This is a genomic window from Shewanella sp. HL-SH8, assembly GCF_051165765.1.
Lineage (GTDB): Bacteria > Pseudomonadota > Gammaproteobacteria > Enterobacterales > Shewanellaceae > Shewanella > Shewanella glacialimarina.
Genome location: NZ_CP195039.1, coordinates 444295 through 461381 on the forward strand (window position 1 = coordinate 444295; position 17087 = coordinate 461381).

Here is a 17087-nt window from a genome sequence, read left to right on the forward strand (position 1 = left end):
CAGTGCTAATCAGTTTTATCAATTTAAATGTGACACCAGAATGATGCTGTCTTGCTAACCTTTATCGTTAATCACCTCTTCACACTCCCGCTCTTCGTGCGGTTATATCGGCTGTTAATAGCGTGTATAACTGACAATGCCGTTTAAACAACTCAAATAGTCATTCAGTGATCAAGATATCAGTTTAAGATTTTGTGAACATAGGTTTTTTTGTTAAATTAACAGCCTATTTATCAATATTACTTTTTTACCCACACTAGGGAATAAATAACATGAGTAAAGCAAAAATCGGCATTGTTACAGTGAGCGATCGTGCCAGCGCAGGCATTTATGAAGATTTATCAGGCAAGGCCATTATTGACGTACTTAATGAATATTTAACCTCGCAGTGGGAACCTGTTTATCAAGTGATTCCCGATGAGCGAGATGTTATTGAAGCAACTTTAATTGATATGGCCGATAATCAAGGCTGTAGCTTGATTGTGACCACTGGTGGTACAGGCCCCGCAAAACGCGATGTAACCCCAGAAGCTACTGAAGCGGTATGCGATAGAATGATGCCAGGCTTTGGTGAGTTAATGCGTGCAGAGTCATTAAAATTTGTGCCTACCGCGATTCTTTCCCGTCAAACCGCAGGTCTTCGAGGTGATTCATTAATCGTTAATTTACCCGGTAAGCCTAAATCAATTCGTGAATGCTTAGATGCAGTATTTCCTGCTATTCCATATTGTATCGATTTAATGGAAGGGCCATTTCTTGAGTGCGATGAAACGGTAATAAAGCCGTTTAGGCCTAAGGCAAAATAGGTTTTAATTGTTATCCTGTTTAAGCCCAACATTGTTTGGGCTTTTTTATGTTTTAAAAATATGAAATCTATCGATAATTTGTCGATAATTTGTCGATAGATAAATTATCGTTATGAAAAATCACGACTACACTCAATAGTAATATTTGAATTTGAGTGAATATGCATGACGTTAAAACGCTTTTCATTGCTGCTGTTATCATCACTGTTGATAAGTGTTGCGTGTTTAGTTATGACTATTTATTACTTTTTTTACCTTCCTGGCATTAATGCTGAAGTTGTTGACCAGCAGCAACAAGAATATGTTTTGCTTAAAGCTGCCTTTTCCGCATCGGCTAAAAATTTAACCACCCTAACCTATGACTACGCGGTTTGGGATAGTTTGGTGGAGTTTGTTTATGCGCCATCGGACGAATTCATAGTCAGTAATTTATTATCAAATGCATTTGAAGTGGCTAATGTCGATGCGGTGTTTATCCATAGCGTAAATAAGCAGTTTGTTTGGCAATACCTAGATGAATCCATTCGTGATAGCTCCTCAGCGTTAAGAGAATTTGTTGAGGGAAAAACAGCAACCGAAGCAAAAACTTTATTACCATCTGCTGCTGATATCTCTGCACAACAAGCTTCAACTCGTCATGGGTATTATGTGATTGCTGAACAGTTATTTTATATCACTAACACGACTATTTTACCTTCAGAAGGCTATGGCGTTATCGCGGGCAGTATCACTATGGCCAGGTTAGTCGATAAGGAGATGATAGACGAAATTGCCGGCTATTCTATGGTGCGTTTTTCTATTGATAAAAAGATTAATACGCCTGCTGATGCACAACCCATGAATGATTTTTTTAGTTTTGATCAGTTACAGGTAGTAAATGCTTCACACAGTTGGCTGATCCGTAATGCCTTTGATGATCAGACGATGGTTATCACAGTGCATCATCGAAAAGGATCAAGCCCTAAGTTAGATGCTGTTTCAATTATTTTGTTATTGTTAATTGCGACCCTGATAGTGTCATTGTCGATGATGATGTTATCGCGATTTTTAATTTTACCTCTGATCCATTTCAACAGCAGTATTAATGCCTCTTCAAATGATAATCTAATGGCTAAGGTTCCTAATCAGCATTTTATTGATGAAATAGACAATGTGTCTAATTCATTTAATCAGCTGTTAATTCGGTTTTATGAACAACAAAACTATTTAGAAACATTAACGCTTCAGGATGCGTTAACCGAAATCACTAATCGTCGTGGATTAGAGGCTTTTGCGGACAATGTGATGGCAGAATGGTATCAACAAGCGACGGGTTTTAGTGTGATGATGTTAGATATTGATCATTTCAAACTTTATAACGACCAGCATGATCATCTTGCTGGCGATAAGGCTTTAGTGGATGTTGCGTGTTGTTTAATGGAGACCATGGCGTCCCATGATGCGCTTGTTGCGCGGTATGGCGGTGAAGAGTTTTGTGTCATTGTGAAAGATGATAATACCCGAGCCGTAACCTTTATTGCTGAGACGTTACGAAGTGCGGTGGAAAACTTACACATTAAGCACGATGTTGATGGTACTTTGTGGCTGACAATCAGTATTGGGGTGATGGTGGTACCTAAGCTATTTAAAAATGCTCAGCAGCACCAATTTCATGATTTATTAAAATTGGCAGATAAGCAGCTCTATCTAGCTAAAAATACTGGCCGAAATAAAGTGATGCTGAATGTACTGTCTTAAACTTAGTTTTTGCTGGCATGCTTTTGCGGGCAGAGCGATTAATCAGCAAAGCCTGCATCCAAATAGTCTTTAGGGATAGCCGTCTTTATGGGTAGGTTTATAAAACCCGGTATTGTTGATGTTAGTCCAATACCCTATTTAGGATAGTCCGTTTGGGCGGTTGAGTTGGTGTAGGCTTGTCTATTATTTATGCCGAAAATCCTTTTGTCCGACCGTTAGCCACACTTTAGCGCTGTTATTTTTCTCCGTTGCTACTATCAATCCACCCCAATTAACTCACAACAAAGCGAGTTTTGCTGATGTTGAAATCGTTGCCGGCGCCAGGTACAGCAATTGCGTAAGATTTTTAGTATTGAGGCTACATTTTAGAGTCTGCATTTAGATCAAAATGTAACCTCAACAATTATTCAACGGATGGTATTTCAGTTAATGATAACCTTCACGTTAGTTTCAAGGTTCCAGGTGTTGAAAAGTTATGTGGTTGCTTGTTTATGCAATGTTGGCATATTTCAAACATCATAACTTTTTAAACTGCTGCTTCAATTCAAAGTCACTGTCGGTCACTAACCTTTCTAGCACTTGTACTCGTTCAATCAGTGCTTGGTTTTGTGACTTAAGTTCGGCCATGCTCCCTGTGTCTGAGTTTTGCTTGTGCTTCATATAGTACTTAAACATTTCTGATGCAGTAGTGCCAATGACGATAATCAACACTAGCGCCATTATTGCGAAATCATTTTCCATTTTAAATTCCTCATTTTCTAGTATTTAATGACCCAATCCTTACCGATAAGCGCTAAGGATTGGGTGAATGACAAAGGTTATAGGCCAAATACGACCTTTTCACTTTTAAGCATTTTTTCCATCCCAAGCATTAAGCCGATTGAGATTGCTAATGTGGCAATAGAGGACACTGCTAACTGCAACATAGCGATTTCTTTACCTTTGATAAAGTCCATGAGTGCTTGCTGCTGGCCAGACACAGGCAACCACTGCAATGCATCTGGAGCAATGTTGTAACTTGCCGCCATTGACAGTGCCAGTGGCACAAACAACACCATGGTTAAATATGACTGAGCTTCTTTGAAGCTTTTAGCCATAAATGACACAAACAATTGTAAGGTCGAAGCCATCAAGGCGACAGGAATACCAATGACGAACATCAGTCCCATAAAGTCGGTGGAGATATTGATGCTAAAGCCCAGCTCTTGCCATGGCACAAAGGTGTAGGCCACTTTGGATATAAGCAAAATAAGCACTAAGCCGAGTAAGGCGAAAGTGGTTACCGCAATCACTTTGCCTAAAACAAGCTGACGGGTACTAATGGGGTGACTGAGCATTAATGCTAATGAATTACGTTCACGCTCGCCGGCACTGGTGTCGATGGCTAAATTCATCCCCGAAATAAATACCGAGTAAATCATGGTGAAAATTGCGATACCTAAAATCATGCCGCCTTTTGAATCAGGAGTGGCTTGATCTTTTACATTCACTTTTAATGGTTGCATTACTTGTGGGTTAATGCCGCGGGCGATTAACCGTATACTGCCCATTTCTGAACTATAGGCTTGTAATTCAAGTTGCAGACGACGGATCGACTTTTGCAATTTCTCATCGGAGTTATCCGCTTCTACAATGACTTCTGCAGGTTTAGCTTTGGCCATGTTGGCGGCATAATCATCACTAATGGTTAATATAATTGCTTTAACATCTGCGTCGGGCTCAGTAGTTAAGTCTGCTTGGTTAATGCCTTTTCTGCCTAAGTAACGGACTAGATCGGGTGCGTTATCTGCTTTATCAATGGTGATGTTTAAGTCTTCTGGGCTGGTTAGCTGACCAATTAGCACCATAAACATGGCGCACATAAGTAAAGGCGTACCGATGGCGTAATATAAACCCGCCATTACTGAACGTTTGTCACGTGCGGCATCAATGAGTTCTTTGCGCACCATTGCGATGAGTTTATTCATTATGCTGCGATCCCTTCGTCAGTTCCGATAAGTTTAATGAAGGCTTCTTCTAATGAAGCCTCACCCGTTTGTTGGCACAGTTCATCAGGGCTGCCTGTGGCGACGACTTGACCATTGGCCATAACGATAACGTGATCGCATAATGCGGCGACTTCTTGCATAACGTGACTTGAAAATAGTACGCAGTGCCCACGTGCTTTAAGGTCGACTAAAATATCGCGTAATAAGCGGGTACTCATTACATCTAGACCACGGGTGGGTTCATCTAAAATAATATTGGTTGGCTGGTGGACTATCGCCTGTGCTAAGGCGGTTTTCATCCGTTGACCCTGTGAAAACCCTTTGCAGCGTCGGTCACTAATGTCGCTTAAATTGAGTTGGTTAATAACATTCTCGGTGGCGACTTTAGCGTCTTTGCGTGACATGCCACTGAGTTCAGCGAAGTAGGTAATATACTCGCGCGGGGTTAGTCGCTCATACAAGCCAAACGGATCCGGAAATAGGCCTAACTGTTGTTTGGCGGCAATAGGATTATCGGCAATGTTAATGCCGTCTACTTCCGCATAGCCTTCATCTGGGGTTAATAAACCGAATAAAGTGCGTAAACAGGTGGTTTTGCCCGCACCGTTTGGGCCGAGTAAACCGGTTATATGGCCATCTTGGGCGCTAAAGCTCAGTTTATTCAATGCTTGAACATCACCGATTTTTTTCGATAAATTGGTCACTGAAATCATGATTATTCCTTATCCGTGCCAGTGGCATTATCGGTAGAGTTGTTTATTACACTGTCAGTGACATTATCTGCCGCAGTCTCTTTTACCATGTCGACGGTATTTTCAGCCGCTGGTGTGATTGTGGCATTGCCTTCAACGTTTGACTGCGTGGCAACGGTGAGTGGCTCAACGGTGTTAGCGTTGAGGTAGAAGCTGCGACGAACATCTTTTTGTAAACAGCTGGCATCCAAGTTTTTCACGCTACCACTGTCAACCAAATCAGCAATGAGATCGTTGGCACAGGTTTGAGCTGCCACACCATGGGTGGCGAATGGTGATATAAAATGCTTAGCATTAGTCATTTCTGTTTGCGCTAATGCGCCCCAGTTAGGTGGGGTTGCGGGATCTAATTCACCAGATAACAATAATGTCGGTAAATCACTGCGGATGGGCTCACTAAAGGTGTCTTTAACCGGCGGTAGTTTCCAAACTTCACAGGTTTTTTCAAGGCCTTCAATCATGCTCGCGCTGATGTAAGATTCTTTGGCGTCTTTACGCATTTGATCGGATATACGGTGTATATCTTCACCGCATACCACCGAGGAGTGCATACCTATCGCGAGTCCAAGGCCATCTGATGATAAGGTATAAATACCCATAATCGGTTGGTAATCTTCTTTGGCAGCCTGGTGAATTGCATGGGGCAATAGCGCGCGTATTGCTGGGGTATATAGTCCCATTCTAATAGCGCCAGTAAATTTACTGCGGGTGAGCAATAATGTGCTTGGCTCATTGGTTTGTGGATCGCGAACGTTTTGGGTAATGGCTTTTTCACTAAGGCGTTTATTGACGGTGGTAAAGTCGGCTAATAAATCAGGATATTGTGCTTGGCAAGCTGTGTTGCTAGCACAATCGCGCATTAATAATTCAAATCCACGTTCAATGGCACCGCCTATAGCCAAAACACTTTGTTGCATAGGCACAACTCCATCCAATGTAACAGTGGCAAGTGCTTCAGGGTAGTGACGCATATAAAGCTGGGCCATTCTGGTACCGTATGAAATCCCATACAAATGCAGTTTTTGGTAACCTAAATATGCTCGTACCGCTTCAAAGTCGGTTAAGGCGGTTTCGCTACCGTACTGGGTTATATCTGCGTCAATTTGCGCTAAACACTTTTCAGTTTCGGCTATTACATCGATATTTTCGTCATCAAAAGCCAGCATTGATGTCACTGTGCTGTCTTCGCAGTTCAGAATGTGTGATTGACCGGTGCCGCGTTGATCGATCAGTAAAATGTCGCGTTGCTGACGAACTTTGCTCAACAGTCTGTCAAAACTCGCAGCATGTTCAATTGCTGATTGCCCTGGGCCACCGGCTATCGCTAATAAGGCTTCGTTTGGGTGGGTATCTTTAATGGCCGGTAATATCGCAAAGTGGATATCAATATGCTTTCCATCTGGTTTTTGCGGATTTTCTGGCACACTAATTTTGCCACATTGTAGCTGCTCAGACATTCCGTCTAAGTAACACGCGCTGGTTTTAGCAGGTTCGATAATATTTAGCTTATTGTCGACTTCAGCGGCAATGCTAATATTGGCAAACACCATCGCAATAACGATAGCGGTACCACGACGAGCAAGTTTTGCCGATTGGCATAAAGCGGTTGGACTTAGCCTTGAGATAAGTGCTTTGCTGACAAACTTCCTATAGATCATCGCAACGTTTCCTTTTTGCATTTTTAGATGATTGTGTTAACTTACTATAAGTGTATGAGTGTATCAATGTATTAATACAGTTGTTAGAGACTAATGTTAGAACTATTAAATGTCAACCCCAGCAGCGGCGAACCTATATATCGTCAATTACATGATCAAATAGTCAGTTTGATTGTGGGCGGACAGTTGCAAGCTGATGAGGTATTACCTTCAGTAAGGCAAATGGCTGAGTTTTTAGCGGTCAACCCAATGACGGTATCACGTGCGGTACAACAATTAGTCGATCAAGGCTGGATTGAGCGTCGCCGTGGGCAACCTTCGATAGTTGCGACTCGTACAGATACTCATACCACTTCTGGTAGCAGTTTATTACAACCCAAAATTAAAGACTTAATTTCTCAAGCTCAGCAGCTAGGTGTGAGTTTAGCTGAGTTAGAGGTGTTAATTGGCCAGCATTGGCAAGCGTAATCCCACATACCTAGGTTAACCGTTAGATTATACATGGAAGGAATCGCTAAAAATGACCACAGAATTATTGCCGATACTCACATTTTCAAATGTCAGTAAAACTTATTCTGCCAAGGGAAAACAAACGGCGCGTGTGGCGTTAAATAATCTGTCATTAGAACTCACACCGGGCATGGTTGTTGGGTTATTGGGACAAAATGGTGCAGGGAAATCGACCTTAATGCGCTGCGCATTAGGTATATTGGATATTGATCAAGGCGAAATAAGCACCTTAAGCCAAGCACCCTTAATGTTATCTGCTCAGGCTAAAGCTAAAATTGGTTATGTACCGCAACAGCCTTTTGGTTATGAAGGTTTTACCGCCGAGAGTGCGTTAGATTTACACCGCAGTTTTTATCCTGATTGGGATATGCAATTGGAACAAGATTGGCTGGTTAGATTTGATTTGGATGCGACTCAATCGGTACAAAAGCTGTCAGTCGGCCAACGCCAAGCATTAGCGTTAATCATGGCGATGGCGTATCGACCTCAACTGTTAATTCTTGATGAACCCGTAGCTAGCCTTGACCCAATAGTAAGACGAAAATTTATGACCGACCTATTTGATTTGGCATTGGAAGCTGGCTCTGCAGTATTATTCTCATCGCATATCACCTCCGATTTAGAACGCGTAGCCAGTCATGTGGCGTTAATTAAACAAGGTCGGCTGGTGTTATTTAAAGAAATCGATACGTTACGTGAGCAGGTTAAATTATTGAAAGTCAGCGCAGATGCACTGTTGCCGGCGCATTTAGTTGTGCTGCATCAAACTGAAACCCAAGGCACCCGTACGATAGTGGCGGATGATTGTGTGGGTGATGAGCAATTCCCAGGATTATTAAATCAACAATCATTGAATTTAGAACAGCTGTTTATGGAGCTGCATCGATGAAAGCCCTTTTCAGCGATTTTTTACATGCCAGTAAACGGCTTACTCCAGGTAGTGTTAAGTTAGCTGATTTTATTAATCCCCAATGCTATCGAGGTATGTGGCGTTTGTGGGTATATGATATTGGCAGCATTAGCTTTTTGTTAACCACGTTAGTGGGTATCGCAATCGCATTATTAAGTGCTTCCGTGGGTAAAATCAGTACCGTTAGCATGATGCTGTCAATGTCTATAGCGTCAACCGTATTGGCGGTGGCGTGGCAAATAAATCGCTTAGTCGCCAACGAAACTAGCCGACTTATTCCAGGCTATCAACGTAATGTAGTTGTGCAAGCGTGCGCTATTTTATTTGGGTGCTTTATTCTGACTATGCTACTTGCTTTAGGTTTGGCTCCCCAGGGTATTAATACTGTGTTGCTGTCTGCAATTGTGGCGTTAGCTTTTTTGGTTTTAAGCTTACGATGGCAACATGGTTTTCAATTTTCAATGTTGTTATTTATTAGTATAGTGTTTATCGATAGCGTTGCAGCTCAGTTTTCTCCAGTGTTATTAATCGTATTGATGGCGGTGATGATTGCAGCCGTAAGAATACAGTTTAGTTTATTAAGTTGGCATGCCAACGCCCGGCAACTTTACTTAAATGGCATGGAAATGGGATGGGTGTGGGTACCTAACTTAAAACAAAGTATTTTGCTTCATTGGTTGAACCGTCAACTACATCCCATTAATTTCTTTGTGGGGCCATTATTGGCGCTATTACTTATCTTTATTGTTCTTATTGGCTCATTGTTATTTGTTTTATCTAACTTATTTGGCTGGGATTTTCCGGTACCATTTTTAGCGGGACAATTATTACTAATGGCGGCAAGTTTAGTGCATTGGACTCGATTGCAGCGTTGGCGTAGCAGTGAAACTTTATTTTTACTCCCTTGTTTTAGTGGCTTAGTGGGCTTACAAAAAGCGTTTCATAATGCTTCTTATCGATTTGTTGGGCTATCCTTAATAGTGATGCTATTAGTTTGCTTGGTGGGCAATCTATTTGGCCAAGGGTTATCTTTCTTATTCATTATTCATTTGCTGTTAGCTACGGGTTGGGGCGTTGCTATGGCTCTGGGGTTTGGGGCGATAAGTCGAAGTGTTAGCCAGTTGTCAGTGTCTATGGTGTTGATGATTGCCCATTCGGTATTTATATCGTTAAGTTTTGACTCATTTGAGGTGCAAGCTAACATGGTTTATTGGCTAGTCGCTGACGGCACGCTATTGCTACTGGCAATAATACTATTAACCTTTGGGCGAAAGCAGTTATGGAAGAGCGGGGTAATGGATCAATAAATCTCAATGTAATTGTTTAAAAGTTGAACTTTAGCTCATGAATAGAGCAAAAACTCTTATTGTTTATTATTGCTTCAGGTAGAATGCAACAAAAAGCAGTACAGCTGTAAGCTAAAAAGGTAGCGCTCAAATGATCCTTGAAAAATATCATATCGTCAGACTTCTTCAACAAAAAAGCCAAGCTTTAGGCGACAAAATTGCCCTTGAAGGTTTTGAAATGGCTGCGCCGTGGAATACGGTTTCCTGGCAGCAGTTTGATACTATCACCAGTAAAATAGCACAGTTGTTGATTGGTTTTGGTTTGCATGTTCAAGATAAAGTGGTCATTTTGGCGCAGAACAGTCCCCAGTGGAGCTGTGCTGATATTGGGGCATTAAAGGCGCGTAATGTAGTTGTGCCTGTTTACCCCACAAGCACCATGGAGCAGGCTGTATTCATTGTTAATGATGCTCGGGCAAAGGTGATTTTTGCAGGTGATGAAAGCCAATATCACACAGCGTGTAAAATCCAAGCTCAGTGTTCAACTGTTGAACATATTGTGGTGTTTGACAGTGCAGTGGTGTTAGCTTCAGATGAGCATTTTCATTTAGACACTCTGTTAAGTTCAGTTGTGTCATCGGCTAGCGAAGATGAGTTAATACTGCGTTTATCGCAGACCTCTTTGGATGACTTATTGACGCTAATTTATACCTCAGGTACCACGGGTGATCCTAAAGGTGTGATGCTGGATTACCGTAATATCGCCTCAATGGTTGAACAACATGATACTGAAATAGCCTTTAAAGAAGGTTATGTGTCATTAGCCTTCTTACCGCTAAGTCATGTGTTTGAGCGTGGCTGGAGCTTTTACGTGTTATGTCGTGGTGGCCGAAATGTGTATTTAAATGATACTCATCGCATTAAACAGGCCATTGCAGCAGTAAAACCACACACATTATGTGTTGTACCGCGTTTTCTTGAAAAAGTGTATAGCGCAGTACATGACAAGGTAAATACCGCACCAGCCTTACGACAAAAGTTATTTCATTGGGCAATAGGCATAGGTGCGCGCCAATTTGAAGTTAGCCAAGGCCGTAAACCAGCCAACTTGATGTTGTCTGTGCAGTGGAAATTGGCTAACAAGCTGGTGTTTAGCAAGTTACAAAATGTCTTAGGCGGGCGGTTGAAGTTTATGCCTGTCGGCGGTGCAGCCCTTGACGTGAATGTTACCGCTTTCTTTCACAGTATTGGTGTGCCTATTTTATGTGGTTATGGCATGACAGAAACCTGTGCCACGGTTACCTGTAATACATTAAGTAATCGCGTAACTGGGTCAAATGGCAAACCGTTACACGCCATGGAAATAAAAATCGGTAACAACAGTGAAATTCTCGTCCGTGGCGATACCGTTATGCGGGGTTACTTTAATCGCCCAGAAGATACTTTAGAAGCCTTTGAAGGCGGTTGGTTAAAAACCGGCGATGCTGGCATGATAGATGCTGATGGCAACTTGCATATTACTGACCGTATTAAAGAGTTGATGAAAACGTCCAACGGCAAATATATTGCTCCACAACGTGTTGAAGGCAAAGTCAGTTGCTGCCCGTTTGTAGAGCAGGTGGCTATAATTGCGGATGCTAGAAGCTATGTGTCCGCGTTAATTGTGCCAGCATTTGAAGCATTAGAGGTATGGGCGAAAGAGAAAGGGATTAGCGTTGAAAATCCAATCGATTTGCTGCGTAACACTCAAGTGGTAGAGCATTTTGAGCAACGCTTAAAAGAGTTGCAACATGAGCTTGCTAGCTTTGAACAAATCAAAAAGTTTACGTTACTTCCTGAAGCCTTTTCCATGGAGTCAGGCTTAATTACCCCCACGATGAAGCTCAAGCGCAAAAATATCTATAACAAGTATGCTAACGAGATTAATGCGATGTATTAAACATACTTATTGTTTTAACTAAAGATTATAACAAGCCCCTTTATAGGGGCTTTTTTTGATTTGTAAAATTTGGTCATGCCCGTGTCATTTTACGTGTTTAATCTGGTGACATCATAAATACTTAAATATGCAGCTAATTGAAAAAACTTAAGCGCTATCAATATGAACGTTATGCGGTGCTTTGTAAGGTAACGTATAAAGCTGACTTTTCGCCTGAGAAGTTAGGGTTTGCGGCAGAAAATTACCAACAGATTGCCAATCGTTGGGGCAATGTTTGTGCACGAATTTTGTGGCGTGAAGATCAAACGGAAGTGCTGGTGGTATTTCGCGGTTCGCAAACGGTGAATGAGTGGTGGATTAATACCTGGTGCTGGCCGGTAACCAAAGTTTTTGCTGATACCGAGTATCGAGTGCATGCAGGATATGAGTATTTACTGGAGCAAACAGCCAACCCTAAACCTCCCGAGTACCTCTCGGATGTCAGTCTTTATCAACAACTGCATACTATTCTGACCCCTTTGATTCAATCGGGTAAGCGTATTAGCTTAACTGGACATTCATCTGGCGGTGCGATGGCTATTCTGGCTGCCGATAGGTTAGAGCGAGACTTTCCCCGAGCAATTAAGCGGGTAGTGACATTTGGTCAACCTGCACCGGGGTTTAAGAGTTTTCAGCAACAATATTTACTGCATAGACGAACTTATCGTATTTGCTGTGGTGTCGATATGGTGACATTTCTGCCTCCTTTACCGGGTATTTACTACCATGTGGGTAAAATGCTGTGGCTACATAATGAAAGAATTTATGACAATATCCATCCGGTAAATCGATTTTTATTAAGTATTATAAGCTGGTTGATATCACCGTTTGCATATCATTACATGCATAAGTATATTCGAGACAAAGACTTCTTTGATGATGTTTGATGACTCTATTAAACTCTTGTTGCCGCTGAATTGAGTTTGGCGATGATGACCCTGAATATACCGATTATAATAATAAGGAATTACCGTGCCAGTGACTCAGTTTTCTTTGGATTTAACACCGCGCTTTTGTGAAACCGATGCCCTAGGCCATATTAACAATACCGTTATTCCGGTGTGGTTTGAGGCGGCAAGAGATCCTGTTTTTGAAATTGTGAATCCAGGACAAGATTTATTAAAATGGAATATGATTATTGCAGGTTTTACCATAGCGTTTAATGCGCCCACGTTTTACGGTAAAACGGTAACGGTAAAAACTCACATTAGCCGTATCGGTAACAGCAGTTTTGAAATCGCTCAAAGTTGCTGGCAAGAAGGTAAGCAAACCGCCGAAGCAAAAACCACTATGGTGCATTACGATTATAAAGCAGAAAAAAGCCAGCCATTGTCTGATGCGGTAAAAACGCAATTAGCTGACCTAACGGGGTAACCATTTAGCAACTGTAAGTGAGATACTAGCTAATTTAACGCAAAAATTTTTGTACGTAACTGCAACTGGCTTCTATAGTCAGTTGCTGCTCATTCGCCCAGCCTAACCCTGCTTGTACTAATTTTTCAGCCATTCCCTTGCCGCGCATTGATGGTGGTACAAAAGTATGGTGAAAATTGATGGTTTTATTGTCTGTGTGATATTCCAACATAGCTTGTTCACCCTCTGAACCTGCTACAAAACGATGCTGTTCTGGCTGATGTATGACAGTCATATCATTCATACTCTTTTCTCTATGATTTGGCATAAAGCGTTAGCGCATTAAGTAATGGCGCGGTTAGATCGGCTTTTTTACCTGATTTAAAGTTAAACATCACGACTTTAGCCCAGCCTTGGGTTGTCACAGCTTGTTGTGCTTCACTGAATGCAGTGTAGTGCATGGTAAAGCGGTCTGCTTGAATATCACTAATCGTCACACCAATAATTAAGGTATCGGGAAAGGTTACAGGGCGTTTATAGCGTGCGTTAGTTTCACTTAAAACAGGGCCTACTCCCGTTTTATGTAAGTCTTCTAGTAAGTTTATTTGATTAAAAAAGTCTAATCTGGCAGTTTCGAAATATTTGAAATAAACAGCATTATTGACATGCTGTAAGGCATCCATTTCGCCCCATGCGACTGGGATCTTGGTGTGGATCGGGTGTTCAGCGATAAAGTCTTCCATGTGGCTTATCCTTATTCTTATAAGTTGGTATAAGTTTTTTTAAACGGTCGTTTAATATATAACACCAATTTAGCAATCATTGATACTGACAACAAGTATAAAAACACGTTATGTTATTGTTTTGCCATTAGCTTAAATGGCTGCTTTTATAAATAACATACGTATTCTGATGCGATGGCCAAAGTGAGTAAGAGAATCATGTTTGCACGAATAAAGTCGTTTAAGTTGCCAGAAGCTGCCGCAATACCCAAATTAGTATTCCAACAGCTAATTAGTCGATTGATTGTACTGCGTGATCAATTGTCTATTGCGCAAAAATTCTATCTGCTTGCCATTTTGTTACTTATTTTTAAGCAGCCATTGGCTTTAGTTGCACTGGTCAGTTTACTCGCCATATTGCTAGAGTTTTGGCCTATCTTTGAAAAGGTTTGGCATAGCCTAGCGGGTAAAGCGGTACTGCTATTGTTTTATGCCATAATCGCTAATTTTGCTCTAGCAAATGCCAGCTCTGTGGTTAACGATGTCGTGGGCGTGCCAGCTCAACATTTTAATTACACTCATAACTTTGCTATTTTGCTGTATATCCCTGCCTGGTTCATTATTATCAGCGGGATCGTGATGTTTTTAGTGCAGATTATGTCACCCGCTTACTTCTTATTTATATGGATATTGAGGCCATTAGGTATCAAGTCACCTCAATTTATACATCATAGTACTTTTCGACGTAGTACATTTTTAGTCCGAGTGATGCTGTCTTTTGTGGTGATTTACCATTTGTGGATGTTGTTAGGTGTTGATTTAGAAAGTAATATTGAAGATCCTGACAGTCCAGTGTCTCAGGTACTAAACCAGCAAGATGTAAATATGAGAGAGGATATATTAGACCAGCTTGAACAACCTCAAGCCAAAGACAATCTCAGTGCGACAGATGATAAGCAACTAGAGGGTATGAACCTTAATATCAATATATTTCAAGAGATTGACTTCAAGCAGGTCCACCACAATTACTCTTTAGGTGTGCGTAAGGCGGTAGCATTATTTGCTTATACATTCGAGGCAGATAACTTGTCCCGTTGTGAAAAATCGGCAGATTCACACGTTGTAGAATTGAATGATTATGAAATACTGGCAATAACACGCAATAGTAATGCTGTTTATGATTATGACTTTGTTATTAAACCATGTGTTTCAGTTGCTTTTGGCCGAGTGCTGCCAAAGCCAGTGAATCAAGTAGAGTGATAATGCTTCCCCCACCTTAATAGCGGGGGAGATTGTTACACAGACAGTTCATCAAATGTGGTAATGGTTTTGAATTTAGCCGTGTTGGCGCTTGGCTCTCTTACCATTTGGCAAGTCATTAACCCAGCCGCTTCTGCGGCTTGTAACTCTTCCACTCTATCGGAAATAAACAGCAGCTGTTTTGGTTTTAAACTGATGGTGTTACAAATGTTGCTGTACGCCTGCTTGTCTAATTTATTACCGGTACGAGTATCAAAATGACCGCTAAATTTAGCGGTTAAATCACCTGAGTCGGTATGACTAAACAGTAATTTTTGCGCGTCGACAGATCCAGATGAAAAGCTATAAATACGCAGGTTTGCGTTAAGAATTCGGTCAATATTGTCGATGAAATCTGGATAGATATGGCCTCTAAATTCAGAGCGGCTATAGCCTTGTTTCCAAATCAATCCCTGCAAGGTTTTTAATGGAGTCAGTTTACGGTCTTCATCAATCCATTGGCATAAAATTTCATTCACACGGGTAAGATCTGCTTCAGGTTCAAGCGCGATATCTTTCACATCACTAATGCAGTAATCAACCAATGCATTAGTTTGATTTTGCTCAAGAAAGTCTGCCATTGCTTTTTTGGAGTAAGGAAATAATACATCCTGAATAAAGGTTAGATCGGTAGTGGTACCAGCGGTATCAACGATGATGGCTCTAATACTCATAATGTTTTGTGACTCCAAATAAACAAATTAACTTGCCTGTGATCCTATGCTTTATTATTGTTAATGGCTAGCTTAATTGCATTATCTAAGCTGAGGATTTGTTGTAAGTAAATCATAAATCACAACAAATGTTTGAAAGTTGTACGCTCAGTTTTTAGGTGTTAAGTTAGGTTTAACTGATTTACTCATTTGAGCTACCTATTTTCAAGGACGAATATGATTCAATCCCTACGTTGTTATTATTTTTTAACGCTCATGTTTTTTATTGCCATATTCTGGTCAAGTCAGCCTTGTGCCAAACCCGCTTTCCCCGTTTCGACCACCGAAGATCATAAGGTAACGTCCACTTTACTGGGTGCTGAGTCGGCCAATTTCATGGTGACTTTGCCACATAATTATCAACAGTCACCGAACAAACGTTATGTTGTTCTGTTGGATTTACATCCAAGAAGTCATTTAATGCTTGTAGGAATGCACGACTGGATGAGCCATAACGGCGGTTGGCCATGGCCTGAAACGATTATTATTACCGCACCGGATGGCCATCAAGCCTTGGGGAAGTTAAAGCAGCGTGCAATAGAGCAACAAGGTGATCAGGCACTACTGGACTTTTTTGAGCAAGATTTACTGCCCGCAATTGATAAACGCTATCGCACCAACGGCTTTCGTATTTTTAACGGCTTTACTGGTAATGCTGGTTTAGTGCTCTACAGCTTAATTAATCGTCCAAGCTTATTTAATGCCTATATTGCTGCTAGCCCAGTGTTATCAGCAGACTTTGCATATGTGCTAAATGACGCGCCTGAAAAGCTTAAAAACATGCAGGGCAAACCAAGGTTTCTATTTGTTAGCACCAGTGATAGTGACTTTGAGCAAAGACAACTAGATTCATTTGCTAAGCTTGAAGGTATCATTCAAACCAATGCCAATAGTCAATTGAACTATCAAATAAAGCGTTTTGACGGCAGTTATTATATGACCCAACCTATACTGGCTACCGCAAACGGTATTTAGATGATATTTAATGATGTGCATAACACGGTTAAACCTGACTCAGTTATCGGCAAGCAGGGCGCTAAAGCGATTGTTGAGTATTATCAGCACTTGTCAAAACAGGTATATGGTTTTGAGGTTTCTGCTGTTGAATCGTTAACCTTATTAGCAGACAGTCAGTTAAAAACGGATCCTCAAACCGCGTTAAGTACTTTTATGCTGGCTATTGAAACTTATCCTAAAGAGGCGGGAGCACATGCTGCACTCGCTGAAGCCTATGTTCAATTAGGCGAGGTCGATAAAGCTAAAGATTCACTGAGAAGTGCGCTTAGTTTAACTGAGCATCCATTTTATTTGGATAAGTGGACCAAGATGCTAGAGGGTCTATAGACGCTTAGCTGGTGTTAGCGAGCAATAACAC

18 protein-coding genes are annotated in these 17087 nt (G+C 41.3%); 11 read left to right on the forward strand and 7 right to left on the reverse strand.

Going from position 1 to position 17087, the window contains the following annotated elements:
* Nucleotides 1–272 precede the first annotated feature (272 nt).
* Both mog and ACRWQN_RS01940 read left to right on the forward strand, forming a co-directional pair.
* On the forward strand, nucleotides 273–806 hold the full coding sequence (gene mog, locus ACRWQN_RS01935) for a molybdopterin adenylyltransferase (RefSeq protein WP_226412127.1): 534 nt from the start codon (nucleotides 273–275) through the stop codon (nucleotides 804–806).
* A gap of 165 nt (nucleotides 807–971) precedes the next feature.
* Complete coding sequence (locus tag ACRWQN_RS01940; protein WP_434939614.1) at nucleotides 972–2543, forward strand: diguanylate cyclase; 1572 nt, start codon at nucleotides 972–974, stop codon at nucleotides 2541–2543.
* A gap of 516 nt (nucleotides 2544–3059) precedes the next feature.
* Here the strand turns inward: ACRWQN_RS01940 and ACRWQN_RS01945 are convergent.
* The 4 genes from ACRWQN_RS01945 to ACRWQN_RS01960 all read right to left on the reverse strand — a co-directional run bounded on the left by ACRWQN_RS01945 (nucleotide 3060) and on the right by ACRWQN_RS01960 (nucleotide 6941).
* Nucleotides 3060–3284, reverse strand: coding sequence for a hypothetical protein (locus ACRWQN_RS01945; RefSeq protein ID WP_226412123.1), 225 nt, complete (start codon nucleotides 3282–3284; stop codon nucleotides 3060–3062).
* A gap of 77 nt (nucleotides 3285–3361) precedes the next feature.
* Entirely contained in the window at nucleotides 3362–4510 is a 1149-nt protein-coding gene (locus ACRWQN_RS01950) for an ABC transporter permease (RefSeq protein ID WP_434939616.1), read from the reverse strand.
* Entirely contained in the window at nucleotides 4510–5244 is a 735-nt protein-coding gene (locus tag ACRWQN_RS01955; RefSeq protein WP_434939617.1) for an ABC transporter ATP-binding protein, read from the reverse strand. Before ACRWQN_RS01955 ends, ACRWQN_RS01950 begins: the two co-directional genes overlap by 1 nt.
* 2 nt (nucleotides 5245–5246) lie before the next feature.
* On the reverse strand, nucleotides 5247–6941 hold the full coding sequence (locus tag ACRWQN_RS01960) for an alpha/beta hydrolase (RefSeq protein ID WP_434939619.1): 1695 nt from the start codon (nucleotides 6939–6941) through the stop codon (nucleotides 5247–5249).
* Nucleotides 6942–7034: 93 nt separating this feature from the next.
* Here ACRWQN_RS01960 and ACRWQN_RS01965 point away from each other — a divergent pair, with 93 nt between their 5' ends.
* The 6 genes from ACRWQN_RS01965 (at nucleotide 7035) to ACRWQN_RS01990 (ending at nucleotide 12999) form a co-directional block, all read left to right on the forward strand.
* A complete protein-coding gene (locus ACRWQN_RS01965; protein ID WP_434939620.1) occupies nucleotides 7035–7409 on the forward strand; it encodes a GntR family transcriptional regulator in 375 nt (124 codons plus the stop codon).
* 52 nt (nucleotides 7410–7461) lie between these two features.
* Nucleotides 7462–8340: an ABC transporter ATP-binding protein gene (locus ACRWQN_RS01970; protein WP_434939621.1), complete on the forward strand. Its 879-nt coding sequence runs from the start codon at nucleotides 7462–7464 to the stop codon at nucleotides 8338–8340.
* Complete coding sequence (locus ACRWQN_RS01975) at nucleotides 8337–9668, forward strand: hypothetical protein (RefSeq protein WP_434939622.1); 1332 nt, start codon at nucleotides 8337–8339, stop codon at nucleotides 9666–9668. Before ACRWQN_RS01970 ends, ACRWQN_RS01975 begins: the two co-directional genes overlap by 4 nt.
* 130 nt (nucleotides 9669–9798) lie before the next feature.
* Nucleotides 9799–11586, forward strand: a complete 1788-nt coding sequence (locus ACRWQN_RS01980; protein WP_434939623.1) for an AMP-dependent synthetase/ligase — start codon at nucleotides 9799–9801, stop codon at nucleotides 11584–11586.
* 137 nt (nucleotides 11587–11723) lie between these two features.
* On the forward strand, nucleotides 11724–12512 hold the full coding sequence (locus ACRWQN_RS01985) for a lipase family protein (protein ID WP_434939624.1): 789 nt from the start codon (nucleotides 11724–11726) through the stop codon (nucleotides 12510–12512).
* 85 nt (nucleotides 12513–12597) lie between these two features.
* On the forward strand, nucleotides 12598–12999 hold the full coding sequence (locus ACRWQN_RS01990; RefSeq protein ID WP_434939625.1) for an acyl-CoA thioesterase: 402 nt from the start codon (nucleotides 12598–12600) through the stop codon (nucleotides 12997–12999).
* Nucleotides 13000–13033: 34 nt separating this feature from the next.
* Here the strand turns inward: ACRWQN_RS01990 and ACRWQN_RS01995 are convergent, their stop codons facing one another.
* Nucleotides 13034–13282 carry a GNAT family N-acetyltransferase gene (locus ACRWQN_RS01995; protein WP_434927746.1) on the reverse strand — a complete coding sequence of 83 codons (249 nt, stop codon included), beginning with the start codon at nucleotides 13280–13282 and terminating at the stop codon, nucleotides 13034–13036.
* Nucleotides 13283–13292: 10 nt separating this feature from the next.
* On the reverse strand, nucleotides 13293–13721 hold the full coding sequence (locus ACRWQN_RS02000; protein WP_434927747.1) for an acyl-CoA thioesterase: 429 nt from the start codon (nucleotides 13719–13721) through the stop codon (nucleotides 13293–13295).
* A gap of 198 nt (nucleotides 13722–13919) precedes the next feature.
* Between ACRWQN_RS02000 and ACRWQN_RS02005 the strand changes: the two genes are divergently transcribed.
* The gene (locus ACRWQN_RS02005; RefSeq protein ID WP_434939626.1) at nucleotides 13920–14960 is read left to right on the forward strand and encodes a hypothetical protein; all 1041 of its coding nucleotides are present in this window, start codon (nucleotides 13920–13922) and stop codon (nucleotides 14958–14960) included.
* Between the two features lie 35 nt (nucleotides 14961–14995).
* On the opposite strand, the gene mtnC is transcribed toward ACRWQN_RS02005, so the two are convergent.
* Nucleotides 14996–15673 (reverse strand): acireductone synthase, encoded by a 678-nt coding sequence (gene mtnC, locus ACRWQN_RS02010; protein WP_434927749.1) that lies wholly within the window; start codon nucleotides 15671–15673, stop codon nucleotides 14996–14998.
* 216 nt (nucleotides 15674–15889) lie between these two features.
* On the opposite strand from mtnC, the gene ACRWQN_RS02015 reads away from it, so the two are divergent.
* Together ACRWQN_RS02015 and ACRWQN_RS02020 are read left to right on the forward strand one after the other, a co-directional pair.
* Nucleotides 15890–16687, forward strand: a complete 798-nt coding sequence (locus ACRWQN_RS02015; RefSeq protein WP_434939627.1) for an alpha/beta hydrolase-fold protein — start codon at nucleotides 15890–15892, stop codon at nucleotides 16685–16687.
* Nucleotides 16688–17056 (forward strand): tetratricopeptide repeat protein, encoded by a 369-nt coding sequence (locus tag ACRWQN_RS02020; protein ID WP_434939628.1) that lies wholly within the window; start codon nucleotides 16688–16690, stop codon nucleotides 17054–17056.
* Nucleotides 17057–17087: the final 31 nt, after the last annotated feature.

What these genes read in the sequence shown, in the direction of transcription:
- ACRWQN_RS02000 (WP_434927747.1), bottom strand. Translation starts at nt 13,721, where the DNA reads ATGGAAGACTTTATCGCTGAACACCCGATCCACACCAAGATCCCAGTC.
- ACRWQN_RS01995 (WP_434927746.1), bottom strand. Translation starts at nt 13,282, where the DNA reads ATGAATGATATGACTGTCATACATCAGCCAGAACAGCATCGTTTTGTA.
- ACRWQN_RS01975 (WP_434939622.1), top strand. Translation starts at nt 8,337, where the DNA reads ATGAAAGCCCTTTTCAGCGATTTTTTACATGCCAGTAAACGGCTTACT.
- ACRWQN_RS02020 (WP_434939628.1), top strand. Translation starts at nt 16,688, where the DNA reads ATGATATTTAATGATGTGCATAACACGGTTAAACCTGACTCAGTTATC.
- ACRWQN_RS01970 (WP_434939621.1), top strand. Translation starts at nt 7,462, where the DNA reads ATGACCACAGAATTATTGCCGATACTCACATTTTCAAATGTCAGTAAA.
- ACRWQN_RS01950 (WP_434939616.1), bottom strand. Translation starts at nt 4,510, where the DNA reads ATGAATAAACTCATCGCAATGGTGCGCAAAGAACTCATTGATGCCGCA.
- ACRWQN_RS01955 (WP_434939617.1), bottom strand. Translation starts at nt 5,244, where the DNA reads ATGATTTCAGTGACCAATTTATCGAAAAAAATCGGTGATGTTCAAGCA.
- mtnC (WP_434927749.1), bottom strand. Translation starts at nt 15,673, where the DNA reads ATGAGTATTAGAGCCATCATCGTTGATACCGCTGGTACCACTACCGAT.
- ACRWQN_RS01945 (WP_226412123.1), bottom strand. Translation starts at nt 3,284, where the DNA reads ATGGAAAATGATTTCGCAATAATGGCGCTAGTGTTGATTATCGTCATT.
- ACRWQN_RS02005 (WP_434939626.1), top strand. Translation starts at nt 13,920, where the DNA reads ATGTTTGCACGAATAAAGTCGTTTAAGTTGCCAGAAGCTGCCGCAATA.
- ACRWQN_RS01965 (WP_434939620.1), top strand. Translation starts at nt 7,035, where the DNA reads ATGTTAGAACTATTAAATGTCAACCCCAGCAGCGGCGAACCTATATAT.
- ACRWQN_RS02015 (WP_434939627.1), top strand. Translation starts at nt 15,890, where the DNA reads ATGATTCAATCCCTACGTTGTTATTATTTTTTAACGCTCATGTTTTTT.
- ACRWQN_RS01960 (WP_434939619.1), bottom strand. Translation starts at nt 6,941, where the DNA reads ATGATCTATAGGAAGTTTGTCAGCAAAGCACTTATCTCAAGGCTAAGT.
- ACRWQN_RS01980 (WP_434939623.1), top strand. Translation starts at nt 9,799, where the DNA reads ATGATCCTTGAAAAATATCATATCGTCAGACTTCTTCAACAAAAAAGC.
- ACRWQN_RS01940 (WP_434939614.1), top strand. Translation starts at nt 972, where the DNA reads ATGACGTTAAAACGCTTTTCATTGCTGCTGTTATCATCACTGTTGATA.
- mog (WP_226412127.1), top strand. Translation starts at nt 273, where the DNA reads ATGAGTAAAGCAAAAATCGGCATTGTTACAGTGAGCGATCGTGCCAGC.